General features: G+C 66.7%; 20 protein-coding genes. 7 read left to right on the top strand and 13 right to left on the bottom strand.

Translation table 11 applies throughout. The features are described 5' to 3' along the window. Positions 1–15: 15 nt before the first annotated feature. Positions 16–1,224 (bottom strand): Acg family FMN-binding oxidoreductase, encoded by a 1,209-nt coding sequence (locus tag QMF22_RS02805; protein ID WP_283450135.1) that lies wholly within the window; start codon positions 1,222–1,224, stop codon positions 16–18. A gap of 117 nt (positions 1,225–1,341) precedes the next feature. Here QMF22_RS02805 and QMF22_RS02800 point away from each other — a divergent pair, with 117 nt between their 5' ends. Beyond that, a complete protein-coding gene (locus QMF22_RS02800; RefSeq protein ID WP_283450133.1) occupies positions 1,342–2,319 on the top strand; it encodes an NAD(P)H-quinone oxidoreductase in 978 nt (325 codons plus the stop codon). Between the two features lie 54 nt (positions 2,320–2,373). On the opposite strand, the gene ulaA is transcribed toward QMF22_RS02800, so the two are convergent. The 4 genes from ulaA to QMF22_RS02780 all read right to left on the bottom strand — a co-directional run bounded on the left by ulaA (position 2,374) and on the right by QMF22_RS02780 (position 6,016). Further along, positions 2,374–3,924 (bottom strand): PTS ascorbate transporter subunit IIC, encoded by a 1,551-nt coding sequence (gene ulaA, locus QMF22_RS02795; protein WP_283450131.1) that lies wholly within the window; start codon positions 3,922–3,924, stop codon positions 2,374–2,376. A gap of 48 nt (positions 3,925–3,972) precedes the next feature. Beyond that, positions 3,973–4,245, bottom strand: coding sequence for a PTS sugar transporter subunit IIB (locus QMF22_RS02790; protein WP_104089755.1), 273 nt, complete (start codon positions 4,243–4,245; stop codon positions 3,973–3,975). Then, positions 4,242–4,721: a PTS sugar transporter subunit IIA gene (locus QMF22_RS02785; protein WP_283450126.1), complete on the bottom strand. Its 480-nt coding sequence runs from the start codon at positions 4,719–4,721 to the stop codon at positions 4,242–4,244. The genes QMF22_RS02790 and QMF22_RS02785 overlap by 4 nt, the downstream gene beginning before the upstream one ends. A 134-nt stretch (positions 4,722–4,855) precedes the next feature. Beyond that, positions 4,856–6,016, bottom strand: a complete 1,161-nt coding sequence (locus QMF22_RS02780; RefSeq protein ID WP_283450124.1) for an ROK family protein — start codon at positions 6,014–6,016, stop codon at positions 4,856–4,858. A 51-nt stretch (positions 6,017–6,067) separates the two neighbouring features. On the opposite strand from QMF22_RS02780, the gene QMF22_RS02775 reads away from it, so the two are divergent. Continuing rightward, positions 6,068–8,116: a transketolase family protein gene (locus tag QMF22_RS02775; RefSeq protein ID WP_283450122.1), complete on the top strand. Its 2,049-nt coding sequence runs from the start codon at positions 6,068–6,070 to the stop codon at positions 8,114–8,116. A 78-nt stretch (positions 8,117–8,194) separates the two neighbouring features. Here the strand turns inward: QMF22_RS02775 and QMF22_RS02770 are convergent, their stop codons facing one another. Together QMF22_RS02770 and QMF22_RS02765 are read right to left on the bottom strand one after the other, a co-directional pair. Then, complete coding sequence (locus QMF22_RS02770; protein WP_283450120.1) at positions 8,195–9,856, bottom strand: tetratricopeptide repeat-containing diguanylate cyclase; 1,662 nt, start codon at positions 9,854–9,856, stop codon at positions 8,195–8,197. Positions 9,857–10,046: 190 nt separating this feature from the next. Then, the gene (locus tag QMF22_RS02765) at positions 10,047–11,711 is read right to left on the bottom strand and encodes an alkaline phosphatase D family protein (RefSeq protein ID WP_283450118.1); all 1,665 of its coding nucleotides are present in this window, start codon (positions 11,709–11,711) and stop codon (positions 10,047–10,049) included. A gap of 108 nt (positions 11,712–11,819) precedes the next feature. Here QMF22_RS02765 and QMF22_RS02760 point away from each other — a divergent pair, with 108 nt between their 5' ends. Together QMF22_RS02760 and QMF22_RS02755 are read left to right on the top strand one after the other, a co-directional pair. Next, complete coding sequence (locus QMF22_RS02760; protein WP_283450114.1) at positions 11,820–12,308, top strand: 2'-5' RNA ligase family protein; 489 nt, start codon at positions 11,820–11,822, stop codon at positions 12,306–12,308. 42 nt (positions 12,309–12,350) lie between these two features. Continuing rightward, positions 12,351–13,013 carry a DUF7002 family protein gene (locus QMF22_RS02755; RefSeq protein WP_283450112.1) on the top strand — a complete coding sequence of 221 codons (663 nt, stop codon included), beginning with the start codon at positions 12,351–12,353 and terminating at the stop codon, positions 13,011–13,013. Between the two features lie 65 nt (positions 13,014–13,078). Here the strand turns inward: QMF22_RS02755 and QMF22_RS02750 are convergent, their stop codons facing one another. Beyond that, positions 13,079–13,903, bottom strand: coding sequence for a nuclease-related domain-containing protein (locus QMF22_RS02750; protein WP_283450110.1), 825 nt, complete (start codon positions 13,901–13,903; stop codon positions 13,079–13,081). A 318-nt stretch (positions 13,904–14,221) separates the two neighbouring features. Between QMF22_RS02750 and QMF22_RS02745 the strand changes: the two genes are divergently transcribed. After that, positions 14,222–14,431, top strand: coding sequence for a hypothetical protein (locus QMF22_RS02745; RefSeq protein WP_283450108.1), 210 nt, complete (start codon positions 14,222–14,224; stop codon positions 14,429–14,431). On the opposite strand, the gene QMF22_RS02740 is transcribed toward QMF22_RS02745, so the two are convergent. Both QMF22_RS02740 and QMF22_RS02735 read right to left on the bottom strand, forming a co-directional pair. Further along, positions 14,428–14,898 carry a heme-degrading domain-containing protein gene (locus QMF22_RS02740; RefSeq protein WP_283450106.1) on the bottom strand — a complete coding sequence of 157 codons (471 nt, stop codon included), beginning with the start codon at positions 14,896–14,898 and terminating at the stop codon, positions 14,428–14,430. The genes QMF22_RS02745 and QMF22_RS02740 overlap by 4 nt on opposite strands. Before the next feature lie 21 nt (positions 14,899–14,919). After that, a complete protein-coding gene (locus QMF22_RS02735; protein WP_283450104.1) occupies positions 14,920–15,639 on the bottom strand; it encodes a hypothetical protein in 720 nt (239 codons plus the stop codon). A gap of 160 nt (positions 15,640–15,799) precedes the next feature. Here QMF22_RS02735 and QMF22_RS02730 point away from each other — a divergent pair, with 160 nt between their 5' ends. Then, complete coding sequence (locus QMF22_RS02730) at positions 15,800–16,753, top strand: GmrSD restriction endonuclease domain-containing protein (RefSeq protein ID WP_283450102.1); 954 nt, start codon at positions 15,800–15,802, stop codon at positions 16,751–16,753. A 15-nt stretch (positions 16,754–16,768) separates the two neighbouring features. Here QMF22_RS02730 and QMF22_RS02725 read toward each other — a convergent pair whose 3' ends face one another. Next, positions 16,769–18,214: a sensor histidine kinase gene (locus QMF22_RS02725; protein WP_283450100.1), complete on the bottom strand. Its 1,446-nt coding sequence runs from the start codon at positions 18,212–18,214 to the stop codon at positions 16,769–16,771. Positions 18,215–18,290: 76 nt separating this feature from the next. Next, positions 18,291–18,965 carry a response regulator transcription factor gene (locus tag QMF22_RS02720; protein ID WP_283450098.1) on the bottom strand — a complete coding sequence of 225 codons (675 nt, stop codon included), beginning with the start codon at positions 18,963–18,965 and terminating at the stop codon, positions 18,291–18,293. Between the two features lie 156 nt (positions 18,966–19,121). On the opposite strand from QMF22_RS02720, the gene QMF22_RS02715 reads away from it, so the two are divergent. After that, positions 19,122–19,805, top strand: coding sequence for a hypothetical protein (locus tag QMF22_RS02715; protein ID WP_283450096.1), 684 nt, complete (start codon positions 19,122–19,124; stop codon positions 19,803–19,805). Between the two features lie 77 nt (positions 19,806–19,882). On the opposite strand, the gene QMF22_RS02710 is transcribed toward QMF22_RS02715, so the two are convergent. Further along, positions 19,883–20,683 carry a nuclease-related domain-containing protein gene (locus tag QMF22_RS02710; protein ID WP_283450094.1) on the bottom strand — a complete coding sequence of 267 codons (801 nt, stop codon included), beginning with the start codon at positions 20,681–20,683 and terminating at the stop codon, positions 19,883–19,885. Between the last annotated feature and the right edge of the window lie 12 nt (positions 20,684–20,695).

The raw sequence follows: 20,695 nt of genomic DNA, 5'->3' as shown, positions 1-20,695 counted from the left end.
CCGGAGGCATCCGCTTTAGGGAGCGTGCACGAGCGCTTTCGCGTCTCGGCGCATCGAGGTGGGGTATTCGATCGTGGGGGTTCCGACGCGCACGAGCATCTGGATGGTTTCGCCGCCCGACGCGTACTGCTCGTGAATGGCTTTGTAGGGAACCGCCATGGTCGGGTATTCCTGCAGCACCTGGCTGAGCGGCTGCATGACGAGCCCGAGGGTGCGGGCTTTCAGGGAGAAATGCGCGAAGAGCACGCCCGCTTGTACCTGCTCCGTGCGGGTATTGCCGCCGGTGCTAACGAGCCCGTAGGCGGCGGTGTGGTCGACGGCGGCTTGGGTCATGGCGATGGCATTCTTGGCGCCGGCTGCGTCACCGTTGAGCGAGGGAATGATGGTGATGAGGCCCTGCAACAGGTACTTCATGAATCCGTTCGTGCCCTGGCCCTCAACGGCGAACCCGGAACGGGCGTCGTTCTTGTCACCTTCCGTGGAGTGGAAGACGGCGGCGCTCTCGGCCGTGGCCGCGGCGTATTCGGTCTCGATCAGGGTTCCCTCGACACCATAGGCCGCGAAAGTTGTCTGGTCTGCGTCGTCGGTGAGCAGTTGCAGCGTCGCGCCGGTCTCGCTGATCGCAGCGAGCTCAGTGAGCTGATCGGCCGTTAGCGCTGCGTCGGCGTACGGCGCCCGGTTCGTGTCCGACCGGAACAGCGACGCATAATCGGGCGCAGCGGCCTGGGCATCGGCGGCAAGGGTGATGCGGGCAACGGGCAGCGCGCTCATTGATGCTTCGAGATCGGTTTCGTCATAATCGCCGTCGGGGAAGAGATCAAACGCCGTGGCGTAACCGAGCTCGGCGGCAGAAACGTGCAGGTACTCTAGAAATGTCCCCTGCGAGACCATGACCTGGCGAGCGAGCGGGTCGACGGCGGGCGACAGCCTGGTCGGGTCGGCATACAGGTAGAGCACATCGGGGTTGGACTCGTCGAGGGTGATGGTCCAGGGCTGCATGTTGTGCCCGCTCGGCGCGAGCAGAGCCTGGGAGACCACCTTCACGCGCGGGTCAGGAAACTGGTCGGCATACGAAGTCGCCCAGGGCTGCAGGTAGGTCGCCGGCACGAAGATTCCACCGACCGTGAGCACAGCGCCGAGGGCGAGGGCGACGACTCCAACGACCGACCCGATCGTGATGAGGATGACTCGTCGGGCCCGGTGTGGTCTGCTGGTGCGGAGCATTTTTGCCTTCGGTGGGGAACAGGAACAGTTCCAGTCAACTCCGGCCGGGGCCGTGGGTGTAGTGCCGAAGGTCCCGTTTGAGGGCCCCGTGTCACACGGCACGCGTAGGCTGCGGGCATGCGCGCAATCATCGTCAACTCCCCCGGCGGGCCAGAAGCCCTCACCCTTTCAACCGTGCCCGACCTCGAGATGGGGCCCGACGACATTCGAATCAAGGTGGCCGCCGCGGGTGTGAACCGCGCTGACATCATGCAGCGCGAGGGCCACTACCCCTCGCCTCCCGGCTCACCGGAATGGCCCGGGCTCGAGGTCTCGGGTGTGGTCACCGAGGTCGGCGATGACGTGACCCGGTTCGGCGTCGGCGACCGGGTCTGCGCACTACTGCCCGGCGGCGGTTATGCCACCGAGGTCGTGGTGAACCAAGGCCTCGCACTGCTCGTGCCGCTGTCGATGGACCTCGTCGACGCTGCTGCCCTGCCCGAAGCCCTGGCTACGGTGTGGTCGAACGTGTTCATGAGCGCCGAACTCGCCCCGGGCCAGACGCTGCTCGTGCACGGTGGCGGCAGCGGAATCGGCACCACCGCAATTCAGCTCGCTCGCCTGATGGAGGCCCGCGTGGCTGTGACGGCCGGCTCCGCAGAAAAGCTCGCCGTGTGTGAGAGGCTCGGGGCCGAAACCCTGATCAACTATCGCGAGCAGGATTTCGTCGCCGAAGTCAAGGCCGCCACCGACGGGCGCGGCGCCGATGTTATCCTCGACATCATGGGCGGCGGCTACGCGGCACGCAACATCGAGGCGGTTGCGGTGAACGGCACCATCATGGTGATCGCCAACCAGAGCAACGAGCCAGCCACGTTCGAACCGATGCGCCTCATGCAGAAGCGTGCCCGATACTGGGCAACCACGCTGCGTGCCCGTTCGCTGGCCGAACGAATTGCCGTCGTGCGATCGCTCGAGTCGGCGGTCTGGCCCTGGATCGCGTCGGGCGACTTTCGACCGGTGGTCGACGGCCGATTCTCATTCGCGAACGCAGCGGATGCGCAGAGCCGGCTGGAATCATCCGCTCACGTCGGCAAAATCGTGCTCGTGCCCTGACCGGCGCAGAAGCGGGGCCGCACCGATCGGTGCGACCCCTTTTCGAGTAAATAGCTACGCGGGCTTGTCGGCCGACACTGCGGTCTCGGCGGCGGCCAGGCGTGATGCCTTGGCCTCGGCCTTGGCTGCCGCAGCGGCTGCCTTGACGTCGGCTTCGATAGCGTCGACGAAAGCGGTGTGCTTGGCGCCGGGCATCCAGCCCGTGTTGGTGACCTTGACCTGGAAGATGATCGCAGCGACGACCAACACCACGCCGATGAGCACGGTGAGCATCACGCCGATGGCGGTGTTGTCGCCGAGCAGGCTCACGCCGATGAGCGTGCCAAACCAGCCGAAGTCCGCGTCGCCGAAGGTGCTGTTGGCGAAGCCGAAGCTGCCGAGCACCAGCAGCAGAATAGCCGGCAGGATGGTGATGAGGATTCCGTTGACGAAACCACCGACCATGGCACCGATGCGACCACCGGTGGCGTTGCCGTAGACACCGGCACCACCGCCAGTGAAGAAGTGCGGCACCATGCCGGGCAGAATCAGCGCGAGACCGAACACGGGGCCGAGCCAGATGGCCAGCACACCGAGGCTGATCAGGCCGCCGGCGAAGGACGCCAGAAAACCGATGAGTACGGCGTTGGCCGCGAACGGGAAGACGATCGGAATGTCGAGCGCGGGGCGGGCTCCGGGAACGACCTTTTCGGCGATGCCCTGGAACGCGGGTACGAGCTCGCCGAGGATGGTGCGCACACCGTAGAGGATGATGGCCACACCCACGCCGAACTGCAGGGCCTGGGCGAAGGCGGCCATGATGAACGCGCCGCCGTCGACGGAACCGAAGATAGCGAGGGCATCCGCTCGAGGAAGGGCGATGAGGCCCCAGACGGCGAAGACCATGTAGATGGCGACCATCGAAACAGAGGTAGCCACCATGGAGTCGCGCAGAAAGCGCAGGTTCTGCGGAAAGTTGATGTGCTCGGTGCTCTTGCTACGCTTGCCGACTGCCTGACCGACGGCGCCGGCAGCGATGTAGCCGAGGGTGCCGAAGTGGCCGATGGCGATCGTGTCATCACCGGTGATGCGCTTGGTCCACGGCTGGGCGAAGGCCGGCATGACCACCATGATCACGCCGAGCAGGCCACCGCCGATGACGACAACGAGCCAGCTGAGCTCGGATCCGAAGCCGACCGAGAGCACGACCGCGAGCATCATGGCCATGAAGACCATGTGGTGCCCGGTGAGGAACACGTACTTGAGTGGGGTGAATCGTGCCAGAAGCAGCATGACGATGAATCCGACGACGAGCACGTAGGCGCTGGTCGCTCCGAATTCCTCGGCGGCGAGGGCCGTGATGACCTCGTTGGTCGGAATCACGCCCTGCGCGCCGGTGACCTTGAGAATCAGGTCGCCGAGCGGGGTGAGTGAGGCGACAACCACACCGGCACCGGCGCCGAGAATGAGAAAGCCGAGGGCTGCCTTGAGGCTGCCGCCGATGATGGTTCCGACCGGGCGGCGCAGGGCGATGAGCCCGACGGCCGTGATGATGCCCACCAGGTAGGCCGGCACATTCAAAATCTGCTGGCCGATGAAATCCAGAATGACTAAGAACCACTCCATGTCGGGGTGCTCCCTTTCTTACTCAGACGTGCGGTTGATAAAACAGGATTATTCGAGTGCGTCGGTGAGTTTCTGGGTGATTTCTTCAAGGTCGAAGAAGTTGTCGATGACGATGACCTGGGCCTCGACATCGCCGATCTCCTCGGCGAGCTCTTCGCTCGTCAGTACGATCTCCGCGTCGCGCGCCATGCCGCGAGCCACGCCAATGTCGGCGGCCTCAACGTCGGCGTCGATGCCGAGTGTGCGCAGCACCTTCTCGGTGTTCATTTTCAAGAGAACGGATGTACCGATCCCCATTCCGCAGACCGCAATGATCTTCATGAGTGTGCCTTTTCTGTGAGCAGTTCGGGGTTGGACATGAGCGCGAGAACCTCGGCCGGCGAATCGGACGCCTTGAGCGCGGCGAGCAGGTCGGCGTTCATCAGCACCCCGGCGAGGGCCTGCATCATCTCGAGGTGGCCGTCGTGGTCGGGGGCGGCCAGGCCGATAACGAGCGAGACCGGGTCGTTCTTCTTGTGGCCGAACTCCACCGGCTCGTCGAGGGTGACCCAGCTGAGGCCGGCGCGCAGCACGGCGGGAGATGGGCGGGAGTGGGCGATGGCCAGGCCGGGCGCGATGACGATGTAGGGGCCGAGCTTGTCCACCGCAGCAATCATCTCGGCGGTGTAGTCGTCGGTCGTGACGCCACCGGCCACGAGCGCATCGCCGGCCAGGGTGATCGCGGCCTGCCAATCGGCGGCGACGACGTGGGTGCGAATGGATGCCTGGTCGAGTTCGTCGGCGAGATTGACTGCCATGCCTGACTCCTTGGTTCGGGCCCTCAAACTGCAAGACCACGTCGTCTGCCCCAAATATTTGGTGCCGTGTCTCCGAGCCTAATGTGAAATCGGAACTTTTGTCTACAAGTGATCCGAAGTCGGGACGAAAGTACTCAGCGCGTGAGGTGACTGATGCGGTCGGCCTCGAACAGGGCGTCCTGCGCGATGAGCGAGGCCCCGAGAACGCCGGCCTTGTTGCCGAGCCGGCTCGGCTCCACGGTGAGGCCGGTACCGGAGAAGGCGCGCACGTGCGCGAGCAGGGCCTCCCGCAACGACGATAGGTAGGGGTCGCCGGCCTCGGCGAGCTGGCCACCGATGACGATCATTGCGGGGTTCAACAGCCCGGCAACGTCGACGAGGGCGTGGCCGATCTCGGCGCCGGCGGCAGCGAGCATCCGCACGGCGTCCGGTGAGCCCATGCGGGAGAGCGACACGATGTCGCCGGTGGTGCGAATTCGGTAGCCGAGGGCGTTGAGCTCGCGGCGAATGGCATAACCGCTCGCAACGGCCTCGAGGCAGCCGCGCTGCCCGCAACTGCACAACTCGTCACCGTAGCGAAAGATGTGGGAGAAGTCGCCGGCACCGCCGCGGGCACCGCGGTAGACCCGGCCGTCGAGCACGAGCGCGCAGCCGATGCCGAGGCCAACCTTGAGCACGGTGAGGTCCCGGTGTTCCGGCCAGCCGAGCCGCGATTCCGCGACCGCCATGATGTTCACGTCACGGTCGACGGCGAAAATGGCGGTGTAGTCGGCCGGAAAATAGTTCTGCACGAGCACGTCATTCCACTGCGCGTCGATCTGGGGGGCGGCGAGCCGGCCGGTCGCGGCATCCACTGGACCGGGAACGCCCACGCCGATCCCCCGCACGTCGGCGTGGGTCTTGCCGAGCTGGCGCAACAGGTAGTCAAATACCTGGTTGGCCCAGGTGAACACGGTGTCCGGGCCTTCCCAGAGACCGATGTCGGCCTGGTCTTCGATGAGAATGGTCGAGACCAGGTCGGTCACGGCGACGCGGGTGTGCGAGCCGCCGATGTCGACGCTGAGCAGCAGGCCGGCGTCCCTGTTGATCGCGAAACTCTCGGCCGGACGACCGCCGCGGGAATCACTCTGTCCGGAGACAATGATGATGTCGGCCGCGAGCAGTTCGTCGAGCCGGCGGGCGAGGGTGATGCGCGACCAGCCGAGCTCGTCGATCAGTGCCGGGCGAGTAGTCGCGGTGCCCGCGCGAATGAGGTCGAGCACGACACCCGACCCGGTCGACATGGCGTGGGCCACTCGGAGCTCCTCTGATTGACTTAAGTATATTTATATACCAATGTGTGCAGTATGACTGTGAATTCTCGTTCTGTCATCATCGATGCCGATGTTGATCGCTCCGCTGAAGCTCGGGCGGTTGCCGCTGCCATTGCCATTCCTGCCCACGTGGTACAGTCGAAGGGCCATGGCCATGGCGGCACCGCGATGGCCATGGCCCCACTCTCGCACGTGCTGTTCTCCCGCGTGATGCGGCACAGCCCGAGCAACCCGCACTGGGTGGCCCGCGACCGGTTTGTGCTCAGCGCCGGGCACGCGAGCCTGCTGCTGTACGTGCAGCTCTTTCTCACCGGCTACGGCCTGACCCTCGACGATATTGCGGCCAGCCGCACGCTCGGTTCGCGTACTCCCGGGCATCCGGAACACGGTCATACCGTGGGTGTCGAAATGAGTACCGGCCCGCTCGGGCAGGGGGTGGCATCCGCTGTGGGAATGGCGATCGCCGCCCGCAAGGAGGCCGCCACCTTCACGCCGGGCTCGGCTTTGCTCGACCACACCGTCTGGGCAGTGGCCGGCGACGGCTGCCTGCAGGAGGGCGTCTCGGCCGAGGCGTCGAGCGTGGCCGGCACACTCGGTCTCGAGAATCTCGTGCTGATCTGGGACGACAACGGCGTGACCATTGACGGGCCGACCACGGATGCCTTCGCCGAAGACGTGCGCGCCCGCTACCGCGCCTACGGCTGGCGTGTGCTGGAGATCTCCGACGCCACCGACCTCGACGGCATCGAACGGATGCTGCGCCTCGCCGCCACCCGCACCGGTCGCCCCACCCTCGTGGCCGTGTCCACCACTATCGGCGCCCCATCGACCGTGTTCGGCGGACAGCCGGCCGCGCACTCCGGCGGATTCGGGGCCGAAGAAATCGCCGCGGTGAAAGTCTCCCTCGGGTTCGAGGCGCACGCCACGCTCGCGCAGCTCGTTTCGCCCGAGGCGCTCGCCTTCTGCCGCCGTGCCGTGCAGCGCGGGCTCGATCTGGAGGCGGGATGGGGCGAGGGCTTCGCTGCCTGGGCCGGCTCACACCCGGAAGCGGCGCAGTCCTGGCTCGCTTTTCACTCCGGCACCGACCAGCAGGCGGCCACCGCGGCGCTCGATGCCGTAGAGGTGCCCGCACCGGGCACTCTGGTCGCTACCCGCAAGACCAACGGAAAAGTCATCCAGGCGCTCACGCCCGCGCTGGCGCTCTGGGGCGGATCGGCCGACCTCAGCGGCTCTACCAACGTGACCGTGCCAGGCACTGCCGTTTCGGCGACCAACCCCGGCGGGGATTTCATTCACTTCGGCATTCGCGAGCACGCCATGGCCGCCATTCTGAACGGCATCGCCCTGGCCGGTCCGTGGCGGCCGTTCGGCTCGACCTACCTCGTGTTCAGCGATTACCTGCGCCCGGCGATGCGCCTGGCGGCGCTCATGCGCCTGCCGGTGCTCTACGTCTTCACCCACGATTCGGTCGCGGTCGGCGAGGATGGCCCCACCCACCAGCCCGTTGAGCAGATCGCCTCGCTGCGCACGGTACCGCGCCTGGCCGTCATTCGCCCAGCGGATGCCGCCGAAACCGTAGCCGCCTGGCGTCGCCTCGTCGCCCGCCCCGACGGGCCGGCGGCACTCGTACTCTCCCGGCAGGACGTGCCGGTCCTCGGCCTTCGCGACGGCCTCGATGCCGGCGTTGCCGCCGGCGGCTATGTGGCCTGGCAGAGCGGAACCGGCCTCGACCTGGCGCTGATCGCGACCGGCAGCGAGGTCTCCGTGGCCATCGCGGCGGCCGAACAGCTCAGTGCTGACGACCTCGCGGTGCGCGTGGTATCGATGCCGTGCGTGGAGTGGTTCGCCGACGCATCCCCGGCCTACCGCGACAAGGTACTACCGCCGAACCTGCACGCCCGGGTGGCCGTGGAGGCTGGGCGCGGTGACGGCTGGTGGCGCTGGGTCGGGCTTCACGGCGAGGTCGTCGGCATCGACGATTTCGGCGAATCGGGCAGCGGCGCCGAAATCATGACGCTTACCGGTGTGACCGTGGAGCACGTGGTTGCGGCGGCGCGGCGCACGCTCGACATCCGTTTGTAGCAGCGTCACGATCTGGTCGAGGCGGGCGAGGTCTCGCAGGCCCTCCGAAATGCAGCGTGCGTCGAGAGAATACCCCCTTCAAGGAATGGTCTCGGCGTCGCGTTCGTCCACGTGAACGCGATCGCGCCCGGTGCTCTTCGCTTCGTAGAGAGCGGCGTCTGCTCGAGCTAACCATCCCGAGGCGGATTCGTGCGAACCGAATGCCGCGAGGCCCACACTGACCCTGCAGGCCAGTCCCAGTGCCAGTGCGTTCCAGTCATATGCTCGCACAGAAGTCATGAGCCGATCGCAGACTGCCGAAGCTTCGGCCAAGCTGGTATCGGCTAGGACGAGCAGAAATTCCTCGCCGCCGACTCGCACCGCGAGGTCAGTTCCGCGAGTTATTGTGCGCAACATCGAGGCCATGACCGTGAGCACCTGGTCGCCCATCGCGTGGCCGTGGGCATCGTTCACCTGTTTGAAATGATCGAAGTCGATCATGGCGGCGCAGAGCGGGCGCCTGTCGTTCTCGGCGCGCCCTGTCATCCACGGCAATTCACGGTCGAGTGCGCGACGATTCAGCAAGCCCGTGAGCGGATCGGTATTTGCTTGGTCGTCGAGTTCCTCGGCACGGGAGCGTTCCACTCGCACTTCCAGTTGAAATCTCTCCACCTCGTGGCGAGCGTGCTCGATTTCAATGGTGTTTATGAGCATCTGCGCCTGCAGCCCGGCGGTCTGAACTGTCGTGAGCAAGGTCACGGCATACAACCGTTCGTGGTGGGCCAGCGCCTGGGCGAACCGCCCGCCCGCCTTGTGCATCTCGTAGAGCGACCGATGCAGCTTTGCGAGCAAAGCCGGCTCGTCGTCGACGTCGGGATTGGCGAGCTGCGCTTCCATCATGGCCGTGGCCTCCTCGAAGCAGCCCGACGCCCGCACCAACTCAGCAAGCTGGGCGTCGATGTCGATCTCGAGGCTGCGATAGCCGTGCAATTTACTCAGAGCCTTGCCCTGGCGTCCTTGCTCGCGAGCTTCGTCGAGCTGCCCAAGTCCGATCAGGAGGCTAACCAGGTTGGTCCGCGCTATCGCTTCACGAAATGGGTTCTGTTGTTCTTGCGCCAAGCCGACGGCCTCACGCATGAGGATCAATCCTTCAGCGAAGGGCTGCGACGCAACTTCCTGACGCGACAGCATGGTGCGAGCGATGGTGAGATAGGTGTCGCCCAGGTTGTTCAACGCCGTGAAACTCGTGTCGGGGTCGTGCAGGGTTTCGGCGAGGGCCAGGGCCTGCTTGCCCAAATCCACCGCGCGCTCCGCATCCCCCATGGCCCCGTGCACCAGCGATGAGCGGCTCAGTGCCCAGAATTCGGCCGTCGGGTTGGCACAGGCTCTGGCGGTCTCGACGGCTCCGAGTACATGATGCAGCGCTGTTTCATTCAGCGCCGTGTCGGAAAATGCCAACGCGAGCGTGCAGTGCACGTTGGACGTGGCGAGCAGGTTTCCATTGGCCGTGAAATACTCCAAAGCCAGAAGGCCATGCTTGACTGACGACTGGTAGTCCCCCAACCGGAGCCGGTGCAACATCAGGAGCTCATGAGCACCGGCTTGCTGCTCGGCAGTCGCTTCGCTACGGGCTAGCGCCTCTTCGGCCTGATCTGCACCGCGACGATGATCACCCTGCGAGCTTGCTCGTTTGCTGCTCGCGAGAAGGTCGCCAACGCTCGTATGACGTGGCACTGCTACATCGGTGTCAACAGGAATCATGATGCAGCCCCCAGAAGTCTGCGGCTCAGTAGGAACCGGTTAACGGTTCGCGTGCGCGCACCGTCACTGAGCCAGTTCGCTCACATCAAGCATAGGCAGGAAGCGGGCCGAACAGGGCTCCAACAGAGAATGAGCATCTGCGCCTCCGCAGTGTGCTGCAGAGCTGCGGACTTCGGCCTCGTTCAGCCACTCATCGCGGTCGAGGAGAGACTGTCACTGTTGCCACGGTTTCCACCAACGGATGCCCGTGGTCGCCGTTCGACACAACGCCCTTCTCCCACTTCAGAACGAGTCCGGCTGGGGTGTCTTCGAGATTCGCCAGGCAATTATCGAACCACGGGCCCTTGACTCCCGCCCAGTGAAACGGCGGCGACTTGACCCCGGCGGATCGGGCCAGCAGCGCCGCCAGCCGGGTGGCAATGGTGTAGGCCAGCACCGCGGAGAACGAGCGCATGATGATGGGCAGCGGATTGCGGATCGGCGAGCAGACGGCCTGCACGATGCGACTCCCCGTCGCGCGCTGCACCTCGGAGACCGTTGAGTAGTGCACGTCGCCTGACAGGAATGTCACGGTCTGCGGAGCCGGGCCGCGGCGGCCGTCGGCCACCTCTGTGGCCATGCGTGCCAGCTGACGAAAACTGCGCTCAAACGCGGCCCAATGCTCCAGATCGACGAGCCGGCGCAGGCGCTCGCCCACACGGGCCGCGGGCCTGCCCCACGCTCCTTGGGAGACCGCTTCATCCCACGATTCGAGGTGGTGAAGGCCGGGCGGCAGGAGAAAGGGCAGTGAGGTGCCGACCAGCAGGTGCCGAAAGCCGCCGCGCATCCGCTCGTCGAGCCAAGCGGTTTCGTCGTCGTCTAGCAGAGCCCGCCGTGCTGGTTCGAGCTCGCGGGCGGCGCGGGAGTCGACCACGATCAGCCGCACGTCGTTGATATCGCGGCAGTAGCTCCACCGGTAGCTGGCGGGCTCCTGATCGCACCGGTCGGCGAATGCGTCGAGCCGGGCGGTGAGATCGAGTTCGGTCTCACCGGTGTGGGCCGCGATCTCCCGCCAGATCTCGTCGGCGGCGCGTTCCACCGGCGACATGTTGCCGAGATGCTGGTATACCCAGTAGGAGGCCAGCCCCGCCACGATGCGGCCGTGCCACCATTGCGTCGCCTCCATGTCGCGCTTCCAGGCCAGGGACGTGTTCCAGTCGTCGCGAATGTCGTGGTCATCGAAGATCATGGCCGTCGGCACGGTCGCAAGCAGCCACCGGTTCGCTTCGTCTGACCAGGCCAGGCTGTAGAGGTGCGCGTACTCCTCGAAGTCGGCCAGTTCCTTGCCGGGCGGCTGGCTCATGTCACGTCGGGCGCGAATGAATTGCTGCATCTTCTCCGTGGTCAGGTCGGCGTAAACTTGGTCGCCGAGAAAAAGAATCAGATCCGGGCGCGGCACATTGTTATCGGGCGAAGCGAGCCGCAGGGCACACGCCCGCAAGGCATCGACGCCGTGGGTGCGATTTCCCTCGGCATCGTGGGGAACGCTGGTGCGGCAGGAGCCGAATGACAGCCGCAACGGATGCCCGCTGCCGAGCGTCGGGATGACGGACGCCGGCAGCGACGACTCCGGATCGGGCCAGACCGGGGTCCCGTCGATCTGAACCGTGTACGGCAGTGCAGCGTCGGGTGGCAGGCCGTCTACGTGCACCAGCGCGTAGTGGTGTCCGTGCACGGCAAAGGTGCGCGCCTCCCAAGAGCGCCCAGCGGCCGTCACCACGACTTCTCCAGCATCCCGCGTCTCGAACCAGATGCTCGCGGACACGTCGTCGACGTACCGCATCATGGGGCCGAGAAGGAGCGGCGAACTGGTCATGCGTCAGTTGTACCGCTTCGACGGGGGCACGGCTACACCCCGTTCTATTTGCCGTGCCGCTTGACGAAGCCGACCGGTCACGCAGATCGGCCCGTTTAGACTCGGCGCATGCCCCGCCTCGTTGTCGTTCTGCCGCTCACTCCGCTCGAAGCCGGCGCGAGCTTCGCGGTTGAAGCCTGGCCGCTGCACATCACCGTGCTTGCCCCGTTCGAAACGGATGCCGCACCCGACGAGATCGCGCGCGTCAGCGCCGCCGCGCTGGCCGGGTTCGGTGCGCTGACCGTGGTCGCCGGGCAGGACGAGCTGTTTGGCCGACACCATGACATTTCCGTGACGCTGATCGACGAGAACGCCGCGTTGACACGGCTGCACGACCTGATCGTTGCTGTACTGCGGCCGCTGGCCAACTCTCCGACCGAGTCGGCGTTCGCCCGGCCGGAGTTTCGGGCTCACGTCACCATGAAACTGCAGGGGCGCGTGCATGCGGGCGACGAACTGCGGTTGACCCAGGTTGCGCTCGTGGACATGGTGCCGCCTGCGGCGGCGAGCGGTCGCACAGTGCTTGTGACGTTCGAGCTCGCTTCGACCAGTGACTAGGGCGTGGCTCGGGCCTGCTGTGCCGAAGAGTACGCTCGAAACGTGCTGTCCCGCGATCTGATTCGTCTGTACCCGGAGCTTTACCACGTGGCCGCCGACGGCAGCTGGCCCGCCATCGAGCGGCACGGGCTGCTCAGTCCGAGCGCGCTCGTGACCCGCTGGGGCGTCAAACAGGGCGCACCCCAGGCCGCCATTCTCGGCAAACGGCGAGGCGAGTCACGCGTGCTGGAGCATTCGGAATTCGGTCTCGCGGTCATCCGTCATCAGAAGGCCCTTCACGAACCGTCGCTCGAGGACGCCCTCGACGACATGACGCTCGCTGAATGGTGCGCAGCCCTGAACGACCGGGTGTTCTTTCACCTGCAGCCGCGCATGCTGCGCGATCTACTGAACGCCCGCACCTACCGCGACGACGCCCAGACCGTGATCACCCTGAGTACCAAGAGCCTGGTCGCAGCGCACGAGGACGAGATCGAGCTGAGCGCGATCAACTCCGGCTTCGCCCAGCGGCACAGCAAGGAACCGCGCGGTCGGGACACCTTTCAATCCATCGAGGACTACAAGCACCCGACCCGGTCGCACGCGGTGACCAAGGGGCAGGACGTGGCCGAACTGGCCATCCCGCGCGGAGTGCGCGACCTGCGCGACCACGTCGTTCGCGTCGAGCGGATGCGCGAGGGCACGGTTCTCGAGCGCCTCGCCTGACGTCGTGGCTCGTGGACGCGCGAACAGCCAGCTTCGGCCCCATCAGCCCGCCCTGACAGGGAGGGTCAGCGCACTGCGAGATACTCGACGGCAGCGACGATCAGGGGTGAGGTGGCGACAGCCAGCACCGTCGCAGCAGCTGCACCGGCGAGCACCGTGAACGTGGTGCGCCGGGTGCCGGCTGCGGCGACCTGCTGTTCGAGTGCGGTGAACCGTGCGTGCAGGTGGGCCGGTGCGAGCGGCTGGGCCGCTGCGCGCCAGGTCGCCGGGTCGTCAATGGCCGCGGTGAGCGCGGCCTGCTGCTCGGGGCTGAATACCGGCGGGCGGGCCACGAGCCACCGGCGCAGGCGCGGGGAGTCGATGACCGTTACGGCATCCGGTTTGCGGGCCAACAGAATCTTGTGCGGGTTGACCAGCACAATTACGGGTTGAACCACGGTGGTGGCCGGCAATACCTGCGCCAGCAGCGCGGTGATCTGGGCCGATTCAAACGGGGCATCGCGCAGGTACGGCATGGCGTGATCGTTGATCGGAATCGAGCGCAGCGACCCGGTCAGGTCGCGATCCCAGTGCGTCTTGGAATTGATCGAGAAGATTCCACCGGGCCCCACGACGAGGTGGTCGACCCAGAACGCTGTATTGCGAATGGGCAGGGAATGGTAAACGCTGTAGCCCTCAGGGAGCCGACCGAGAATATCGCCGACGATCATCTCGGCCTGCGCGGCGCGCAACCAGCTGAGTTCGTTCGCGTCAAGCGGCGGGGCTCCCAGGGTGCGCGCGAGCCGGGAACGTGCCGGCCGATCGGCGTGCTGGCGAAGCAGTTCTTCGACGACGGACTGACCGGCAAACCGACCGGGAGCAGTGGGGACCAGAGGTGTGATTGGCGTCACGGAGGCCACGGACTCGTGATCACGCGCCCGCATTCCAGGCCTAAGAGTTGTCATAGCCACGTTCACTTGCCTCACCACGGGTTCGCGCCCCGTACTATCGTGCCACCGACATCTGCCGATTCCGCGTTAACAATCGGCCGGGTCGCAACATTGGTTAGCAACAAATAAGTATTGCTCATTCGTGCTGAGGAGGCGACGTGCGAGGCTGGCGCGGAGCATCCGCTGTAACCCTAGGCGGGCGAGTCGCGCCGGTGCCTCCCCCACTAGGTAGGGCAAGGTCGGCTAGCCTGAAAGCCACCCCACCGATTGGAATAGTACGTGAAACACCTGACGTTCAACGTTTGTGCGATCTCAGGGCTCGCTTTCAGCGGCCTGGCCGTTCTGCTGCTGCTGGCCAACCTGCTCTCGGGCAATCAGTTCGTCGACGTCATTCTGCCGGCGGCCGTGGTGTCGCTCGTGATCGGCGGTGCGTTCTCGGTGGGCGCCCGACTGCTCTCAGCCAAGGGTCACCGGCCAGCCAAGCGTTAAGCGGCCAACTGCGCCAGCAGCGCCTCGACGACGAGGGCATGATCGTCGAGCTGCGGCAGCCCGGAGACGCCGACCACGCCCACCATCGACCCGCGCACGATCAGCGGAAACGCTCCCCCGTGCGCCGCGAAGCGTGTGGGGTCGAGTCGCGCATCAACGTCGAAGTCGACGCCGCGGCTGCGAAATTCCACGCCGACGGCGAGCGATGAGTGCCCGTAACGCCGCACGACGGCGAACTTGCGCTCCAGCCAACCGTCATTATCAGCGGATGCTCCCGCCAGGCCGGCATGGAACACCCGCTGGTCACCCAGCACGATCGAGATCGCTACCGGCAACGCCCTAGCTGCGGCGATCGTGCGGAGGCGGGTACCGAGCGCCCACGCATCGTCGTGACTGAACGCGTCGAACTGCAGGGCGCGTTCCTGGTCGAGCAGAATCTGCAGCTGGGCGAGGTCGTCGGTGTGCATCGAGGGTCCTATCCGGGGGGGTCATTGCCTACCACCTCGGTCGCCGGGTGGCTGGTCCCCCACGTTACCGGGCCGGGGCAGGATTGTCGGGCGACTACCCCAGGTGAGCGGGTTGTCGATCACTGCGGCCAGTTCCATGCGTTCGATCGGGCGCAATACCTGCGGGCGCGCGGCCAGCCAGTCGCCGAGCGTCGCCGCCCCGAGCACCGGCACGGGCGTTCTGCCCGACAGCCGGCTCGAGCGGCCGGTGACCCACAGCGCGCGAGCGCCCAGCAGCACGAGCGCCGGCTGCACCGCGGTGCGTAGCGGCAGCCGCCCGCGAATCAGTGTGGTGAGCCGATTCGCGCCGGCGGCGGCGACCGCGAGATCCGGCGACCGCTGCCCGACGACGAGCACGCTCTGGCGATGCACCCAGGCGATCTGGCCGTCGCAGAGCTGCGCGTGCAGGGCGAGAACCCCGCCGGGGCCGACCAGCAGGCGCATCGACCTCGGGCCATCACCGCCGAGTGTCGGCAACGTGAAGGCGGCCCAGTGTTCGGGCAGCGTCGCGAGCAGCGTGTCGACGGCGGATTCACTCCCCGCGCGAGCCAGTGCCAGGTCGGTCGGCGTCGCGGCGGGGCGAGGCGTACGGCCGAGCAGCCAGGCTGAGCCGGGTGATAATCGGGGCGCTCCGGTGCGGGTCGATTCGGGTAGTACCGGGGGCGTCGACAGACGCCGCCGCGTGGAGAGTATGTGAGTCATCAGTGCTCCTCGCCGGGTTCTATATCTTGCCAGTGCCGCCCCCGCCGCAAGACCCCCAGAATGGGTGACTTTTCACCAAGCGAATGCCGGCGAGTTTCGAGACGCCCGGGTCGGACCACGTATATTCGAATGGTCGTGCCGCGCGGCCATAAGGAGCCCCATGACCGTTCGACGCCCGACCCGATCGTTCCTGCTGATGGGGTTGATGGTGGGTGTGCTCGCGGCGATCCTGGTGGGAACGTCGGTGGCGGGGTCATCCGTTTCGTCGGATCCGGCCAGTCCGACCAGCAGCGGGGCACCGACGGCGACCGCCGAACCCACGGCGACGGCGACGGCGACGGCGACGGCGACACCCTCTAGTACGCCGCCCGCGACCGACACCGCGGCCCTCGCCGTGCTGGCGACCCTGCCGGTGAAGGGGCGCGCGCCCAAAACCGGCTACCACCGCGAGGGAAGCTTTGGTTCGGCCTGGCAGGACGTCGACGAAAACGGATGCGACACCCGCAACGATATTCTGGCCCGCGACCTGACCGTGCTCGTCGTGGACACTGATTGTGAGGTGCAGAGCGGGGTCCTGCTCGGTCCGTACACCGGACTGATCATTGACTTCGTGCGCGGCCAGACGACCTCGTCGCTCGTGCAGATCGACCACGTCGTCGCTCTGTCGAACGCCTGGCAGACCGGAGCGCAGCAGCTGTCGCAGAAGCAGCGGGTGGCGCTGGCCAACGATCCGCTCAACCTGCTCGCCGTCGACGGCGTCACCAATTCGCGCAAGGGGGATGGCGATACTGCCACCTGGCTGCCGCCGCTGAAAAGCTATCGGTGCGCCTATGTGGCCCGGCAGATTTCTGTGAAGGCGACCTACGCGTTGTGGGTGACGACGGCCGAACACGATGCGATGACGCGCATCCTGTCGGACTGCCCGAACGAGATCGCGACGGGCACCGACCCCGTCGTGGTACCGGCACCGGCGCCGGTCGCCGACACGCCGAGCGACGTCTACTTTCAGAACTGCACGGCCGCCCGCGAGGCCGGCGCGGCCCCGGTGCACGTTGGCGAGCCCGGCTATGGACGCCATCTCGACCGCGACGGCGACGGAACCGGCTGCGAATAGATCGGCGCGCAGAGTTTATTCAGCGGACGCCAGGGGCAGCGTCAGCGCAAAGCGCGCACCGGGCAGCGCGCCAGGGCGGGCGATCGGTCCCAGGCACGCCAGGGTTCCGCCGTGCGCCCTGGCGAGAGCTCGGGCGATCGACAGGCCGAGGCCGGAACCGCCGCGGTTGCTCGCCCGCGAGGGGTCGAGGCGCACGAAACGTTCGAAGATGCGCTCGCGGTCGGCCTCGGGCACACCGGCTCCAGAGTCACTCACCGTCAGCTGCGCCGCGCCGTCCACAACGGCCAGATCGGTGCGGATGCTGCCGCCCAGCTCGGTCGCGTTCCGCGCGTTCCCGAGCAGATTGGTCGCAATCTGGGCCAATCGCTGCGCGTCACCGCTCACCCAGACGTCGGGCTCGATGGTTAGCGTGAACTCGCGGCTGGCCCCCAGCATCCGCTGCTCGGCCAGGACGCCGCGCATGAGTGCGGACAGGTCGACCGGTTCGAATGCCGTTCCCTGGTCGCCCTGGTCGAGCCGGGTCATGAGCAGCAGGTCGTCGACCAGTCGGGCAGCTCGTTGGGTCTGCTGGATCATGCCGACCGTGAGGCTTTCCCGTTCAGCGCGAGGCGGGTTGTCTCGCAGCAGGGTCTCCGCGCTGGCCTGCAGACCGGCGACGGGGGTGCGCAGTTCGTGCGAGACGTCGGCGAGAAGCTGGCGCATCCGCTCCTCGGCGGCGGCCGCAACCTGCGCGGCCTCGCGGGCCGTTGCCTCGGCGGCCTGTGCATCGGCCGCGGCCTCACGCGACGTATTCTCGGCAGTTTCGAGTGCCTGCAGCATGTCGTCGATGGCCCCGGCGGTGCGCCCGATTTCGGTGCGCGGGTTGCTCGGGCGCAGCCTCCCGCCGCGGCCACCCTGGGTGATGGCCAGCGCGAGCGCGGTCATGCGGGTGAGTGGACGCAGGGCGACTCCGACCACACCGGTTAGCAGCAGCCCGGTCACCACGATGGTGAGCAGACCGGCCACGACCTCGATAGTGCGCAGCTGGGCCAGAGTCGAATCGATGCCGGCCTCACTCGAGCTGAGGGTGAGGGTTCCGCCCGCGACGGTCTGGGTGACCGATAGGCGGTCGCCGCTCTGCGTGACGACAGCGCCCGGCACCGATTCGGCGTGTGGCGGCGCGCCAGGCCCGCGGTCTGCGCCGGGATTGGGGTCGGCCCTGCCATAAACCGTGTCGCCGCCGACCGAGTAGGTCACGGTGACGTCGTCGCCGGTGAGCCGGTTCGCCAGGCTCTGCGCCGGAAGGCCCTGCTCCGCCAGAATCTGTGCGTAGCCGGCCCGGTCGATCAGCCGCTGCTGCAGGTCGGCGCGCAGCTGCCCGCCGAGAACGAGGTTGATCAGAATACCGACCGCCACCAGCACAATCGTGAGCATCGCCAGAACGGCGGCGACGACTCGCAGTCGCAGTGAGGTGGTGCGCATGGGGCGTACTTTCGTAGAAGGGAAACGGATGCCGCGTGCGCGGCGGGCGGGCGGCATCCGCTGGTATCGGTGCCGGTCAGGCGGTGAGGCGGTACCCGATCCCCCGCACGGTGTGGATGAGTCGCGCACCGTTGGCGTCGAGTTTTCGACGCAGCGTGCTCACGTAGGCCTCGACCAGGTTGGGATCGTAGTCGTCGTAACCCCACACCTGAGTGAGGATCTGGGTTTTGGAGAGGGTGCGTCCGCGGTTGTGGGCGAGATAGGTGAGCAGGCGGCGCTCCGTGGCGGTCAGGTCGACCAGAACCCCCGCCCGGGTGGCGGTCGCGGCCTCTTCATCGATGACGAGGTCGCCGATCTGCATGGTGGGCGAGACCAGGCGTCCGGTGCGGCGGAGCACGGCGGTGACCCGTGCCACAAGCTCGGCCAGTACGAAGGGCTTCATGATGTAGTCGTCGGCACCGGCCTGGAACGCGGCGAGCCGATCGTCGACAGCGTCCCGCGCGGTGACGAAGAGCACGGGAGTGTTGCCGGCGGCCCGCAGCCGCTGGGCCAGATGCAGACCGTTTTCGCCGGGCAGCATAATGTCGAGGACCGCGGCATCGGGCCTGAATCTGGCGATGCGCTCGGCGAAGTTCTCGCCGTCGGGTGCGGTGTCGACGACGAAACCGGCCTGAACGAGTGCCTGGCCGATCGCGCTGCGCAGCGACTCCTCGTCTTCGACGACGAGAACGCGGGCAGGTTCGGTGGGCACGGTTTAACAGTGCGGGGCGAAGCTGAGCGTTTACTATACGCCCGCTGACCGTTTAGCGGCCTCCGGCAGGATTCAGTTCGTCTTCAGATTCGCACCCAAGGCTGAAAAAAGAGAAGCCCCAAGTGGGCACCCACTAGCTCACGCGTAGGAGACATTATGACCCGCACCAACGATTCCCAGCCCACGGACCCGACCGACGAGACCACTGCGTCCAGCGCCTCTGAGGCCGCAGCGGCAAAAAAAGAAGAAGAAACGGCCGCGACCGAAGTCTTCGACTCGCAGTCGAGCCTGCCCTTTGACGCGCAGGCCACCCTGCCATTTGATTCGAACGCGACGGTTCCGCTTTACGATGTGCCGAACGCCGAGCAGCCGCTGGCCAGCGATGCGAACGCGACCGTTCCGTTCGCGGCCGCCGCGAACGGCTACGCCACGCCGAACGCGCCGTACGACCCAGCCGCACCGAAGAAGAAGACGGGAGGCTCCTGGTACCGCAAGCCCGTTCTCATCGGAAGCGTTGCCGCGGCGGCGCTGCTCCTCGTAGGCGCCGGGATCGGTTTCGGTCTTGGCACCGGCGTGGGTTCGAACGCCGAATTGGCCTCGAATAACTCCAGCATCTCCAACGGTCCCGGCGCCGAAGCTGATGGCGACGGGGCCACGGAGCCCGGGGCAGGTCGCCCCGGTGGCGACAACGGTCCCCACAACGGTCCGGGCCAGGGTGGCCCGCGGGGAACGGATGACGGCACCGCGCCCGTCGCCCCGACGCCGCCGACGGATGCCCCGACCGCGCCGACCGACGCCCCCGTCGCGCCGACGGACACTCCCGACGACCCCACCTCCTAACCGGCGCGAGCGGAAGCCGCTTGGTGACGTGCGATTCGCGCGCGCCGAGCGGCTTCTGCCGTGTAGCGCCGAGCGGGTTAGAGCGCGCTGACGAGCTGCGGCAGCGTCAGCAGCATTTCCAGGGCACCGAGTGTCGTGAGAAGCATTCCGAGCGGCCACCACAACAGCCGAGTACGACGCGCCCGCGCCACTTCTGACTCGAGCTCGTCGAAGCGCAGCAGAATCTCAGCCGGTTCCAGAGCCACGAGGGCCTGCCAGAGCGCGGGATTCTCTACGAACCCGGCAATTTCCAACCGGTCGAGAGGGGCAAGCACCGGAGGGAGCCCCTGCAGCCAGGCACACAGATCTACGGCCTCGATCACTTTCACCCGGGACGGCTGGGCCTTCACCGTCACGCTCTTGGTATCGACGAGGACGACCACTCCGTGCACCGACGCGGCGTGCGGCATCCGCTCCGACAGCAGAGTGGTGAGGCTGACCGCTTCGAATTCGGCCTCCCTGATATAGGGAATCTTGCGGGCACCGACCAGCACGCTGCGCCCGGCGACCAGTACCGACTTGCGCGCCTGACGGTCGGAGTGCAGGGCAAATACCCCGCCCGGTCCGATCACGAGGTGATCGACGTCGGTGCCGCGTTCGCCCACCGGCAGGGAGTGGAAGACGATCCATTCCCGCGGCAGCTCGGCCAGAGCCAGCCCCACGGCGATTTCAGCGCGCGCGGCGTCAAAGCAGCGCGCGCTGTCCGCGCCGAGCGGCGACCGACCGACCAGGCGTTGCACCGGGCTGCGGGGCGCAACCAGGCGTTGCTCCAGCAGGAGCACTTCTATGATCGACTGCGCAGGGCAACGCTGTCGCATTATGGGAGCGTCGATGGTCACGGTTCTCCTCTT

This window comes from Cryobacterium sp. PH31-L1 (assembly GCF_030063145.1).
Classification (GTDB): Bacteria; Actinomycetota; Actinomycetes; order Actinomycetales; family Microbacteriaceae; genus Cryobacterium.
The sequence above is the reverse complement of the archived record's forward strand: the minus strand, read 5'-3'. Positions and strand labels throughout refer to the sequence as shown.

Coding starts and splice junctions, on each gene's coding strand:
- QMF22_RS02730 (WP_283450102.1), top strand. CDS start 15,800: ATGACCGTTCGACGCCCGACCCGATCGTTCCTGCTGATGGGGTTGATG.
- QMF22_RS02805 (WP_283450135.1), bottom strand. CDS start 1,224: ATGCTCCGCACCAGCAGACCACACCGGGCCCGACGAGTCATCCTCATC.
- QMF22_RS02715 (WP_283450096.1), top strand. CDS start 19,122: ATGACCCGCACCAACGATTCCCAGCCCACGGACCCGACCGACGAGACC.
- QMF22_RS02725 (WP_283450100.1), bottom strand. CDS start 18,214: ATGCGCACCACCTCACTGCGACTGCGAGTCGTCGCCGCCGTTCTGGCG.
- QMF22_RS02785 (WP_283450126.1), bottom strand. CDS start 4,721: ATGGCAGTCAATCTCGCCGACGAACTCGACCAGGCATCCATTCGCACC.
- QMF22_RS02765 (WP_283450118.1), bottom strand. CDS start 11,711: ATGACCAGTTCGCCGCTCCTTCTCGGCCCCATGATGCGGTACGTCGAC.
- QMF22_RS02800 (WP_283450133.1), top strand. CDS start 1,342: ATGCGCGCAATCATCGTCAACTCCCCCGGCGGGCCAGAAGCCCTCACC.
- QMF22_RS02775 (WP_283450122.1), top strand. CDS start 6,068: ATGACTGTGAATTCTCGTTCTGTCATCATCGATGCCGATGTTGATCGC.
- QMF22_RS02790 (WP_104089755.1), bottom strand. CDS start 4,245: ATGAAGATCATTGCGGTCTGCGGAATGGGGATCGGTACATCCGTTCTC.
- QMF22_RS02735 (WP_283450104.1), bottom strand. CDS start 15,639: ATGACTCACATACTCTCCACGCGGCGGCGTCTGTCGACGCCCCCGGTA.
- QMF22_RS02760 (WP_283450114.1), top strand. CDS start 11,820: ATGCCCCGCCTCGTTGTCGTTCTGCCGCTCACTCCGCTCGAAGCCGGC.
- QMF22_RS02740 (WP_283450106.1), bottom strand. CDS start 14,898: ATGCACACCGACGACCTCGCCCAGCTGCAGATTCTGCTCGACCAGGAA.
- ulaA (WP_283450131.1), bottom strand. CDS start 3,924: ATGGAGTGGTTCTTAGTCATTCTGGATTTCATCGGCCAGCAGATTTTG.
- QMF22_RS02770 (WP_283450120.1), bottom strand. CDS start 9,856: ATGATTCCTGTTGACACCGATGTAGCAGTGCCACGTCATACGAGCGTT.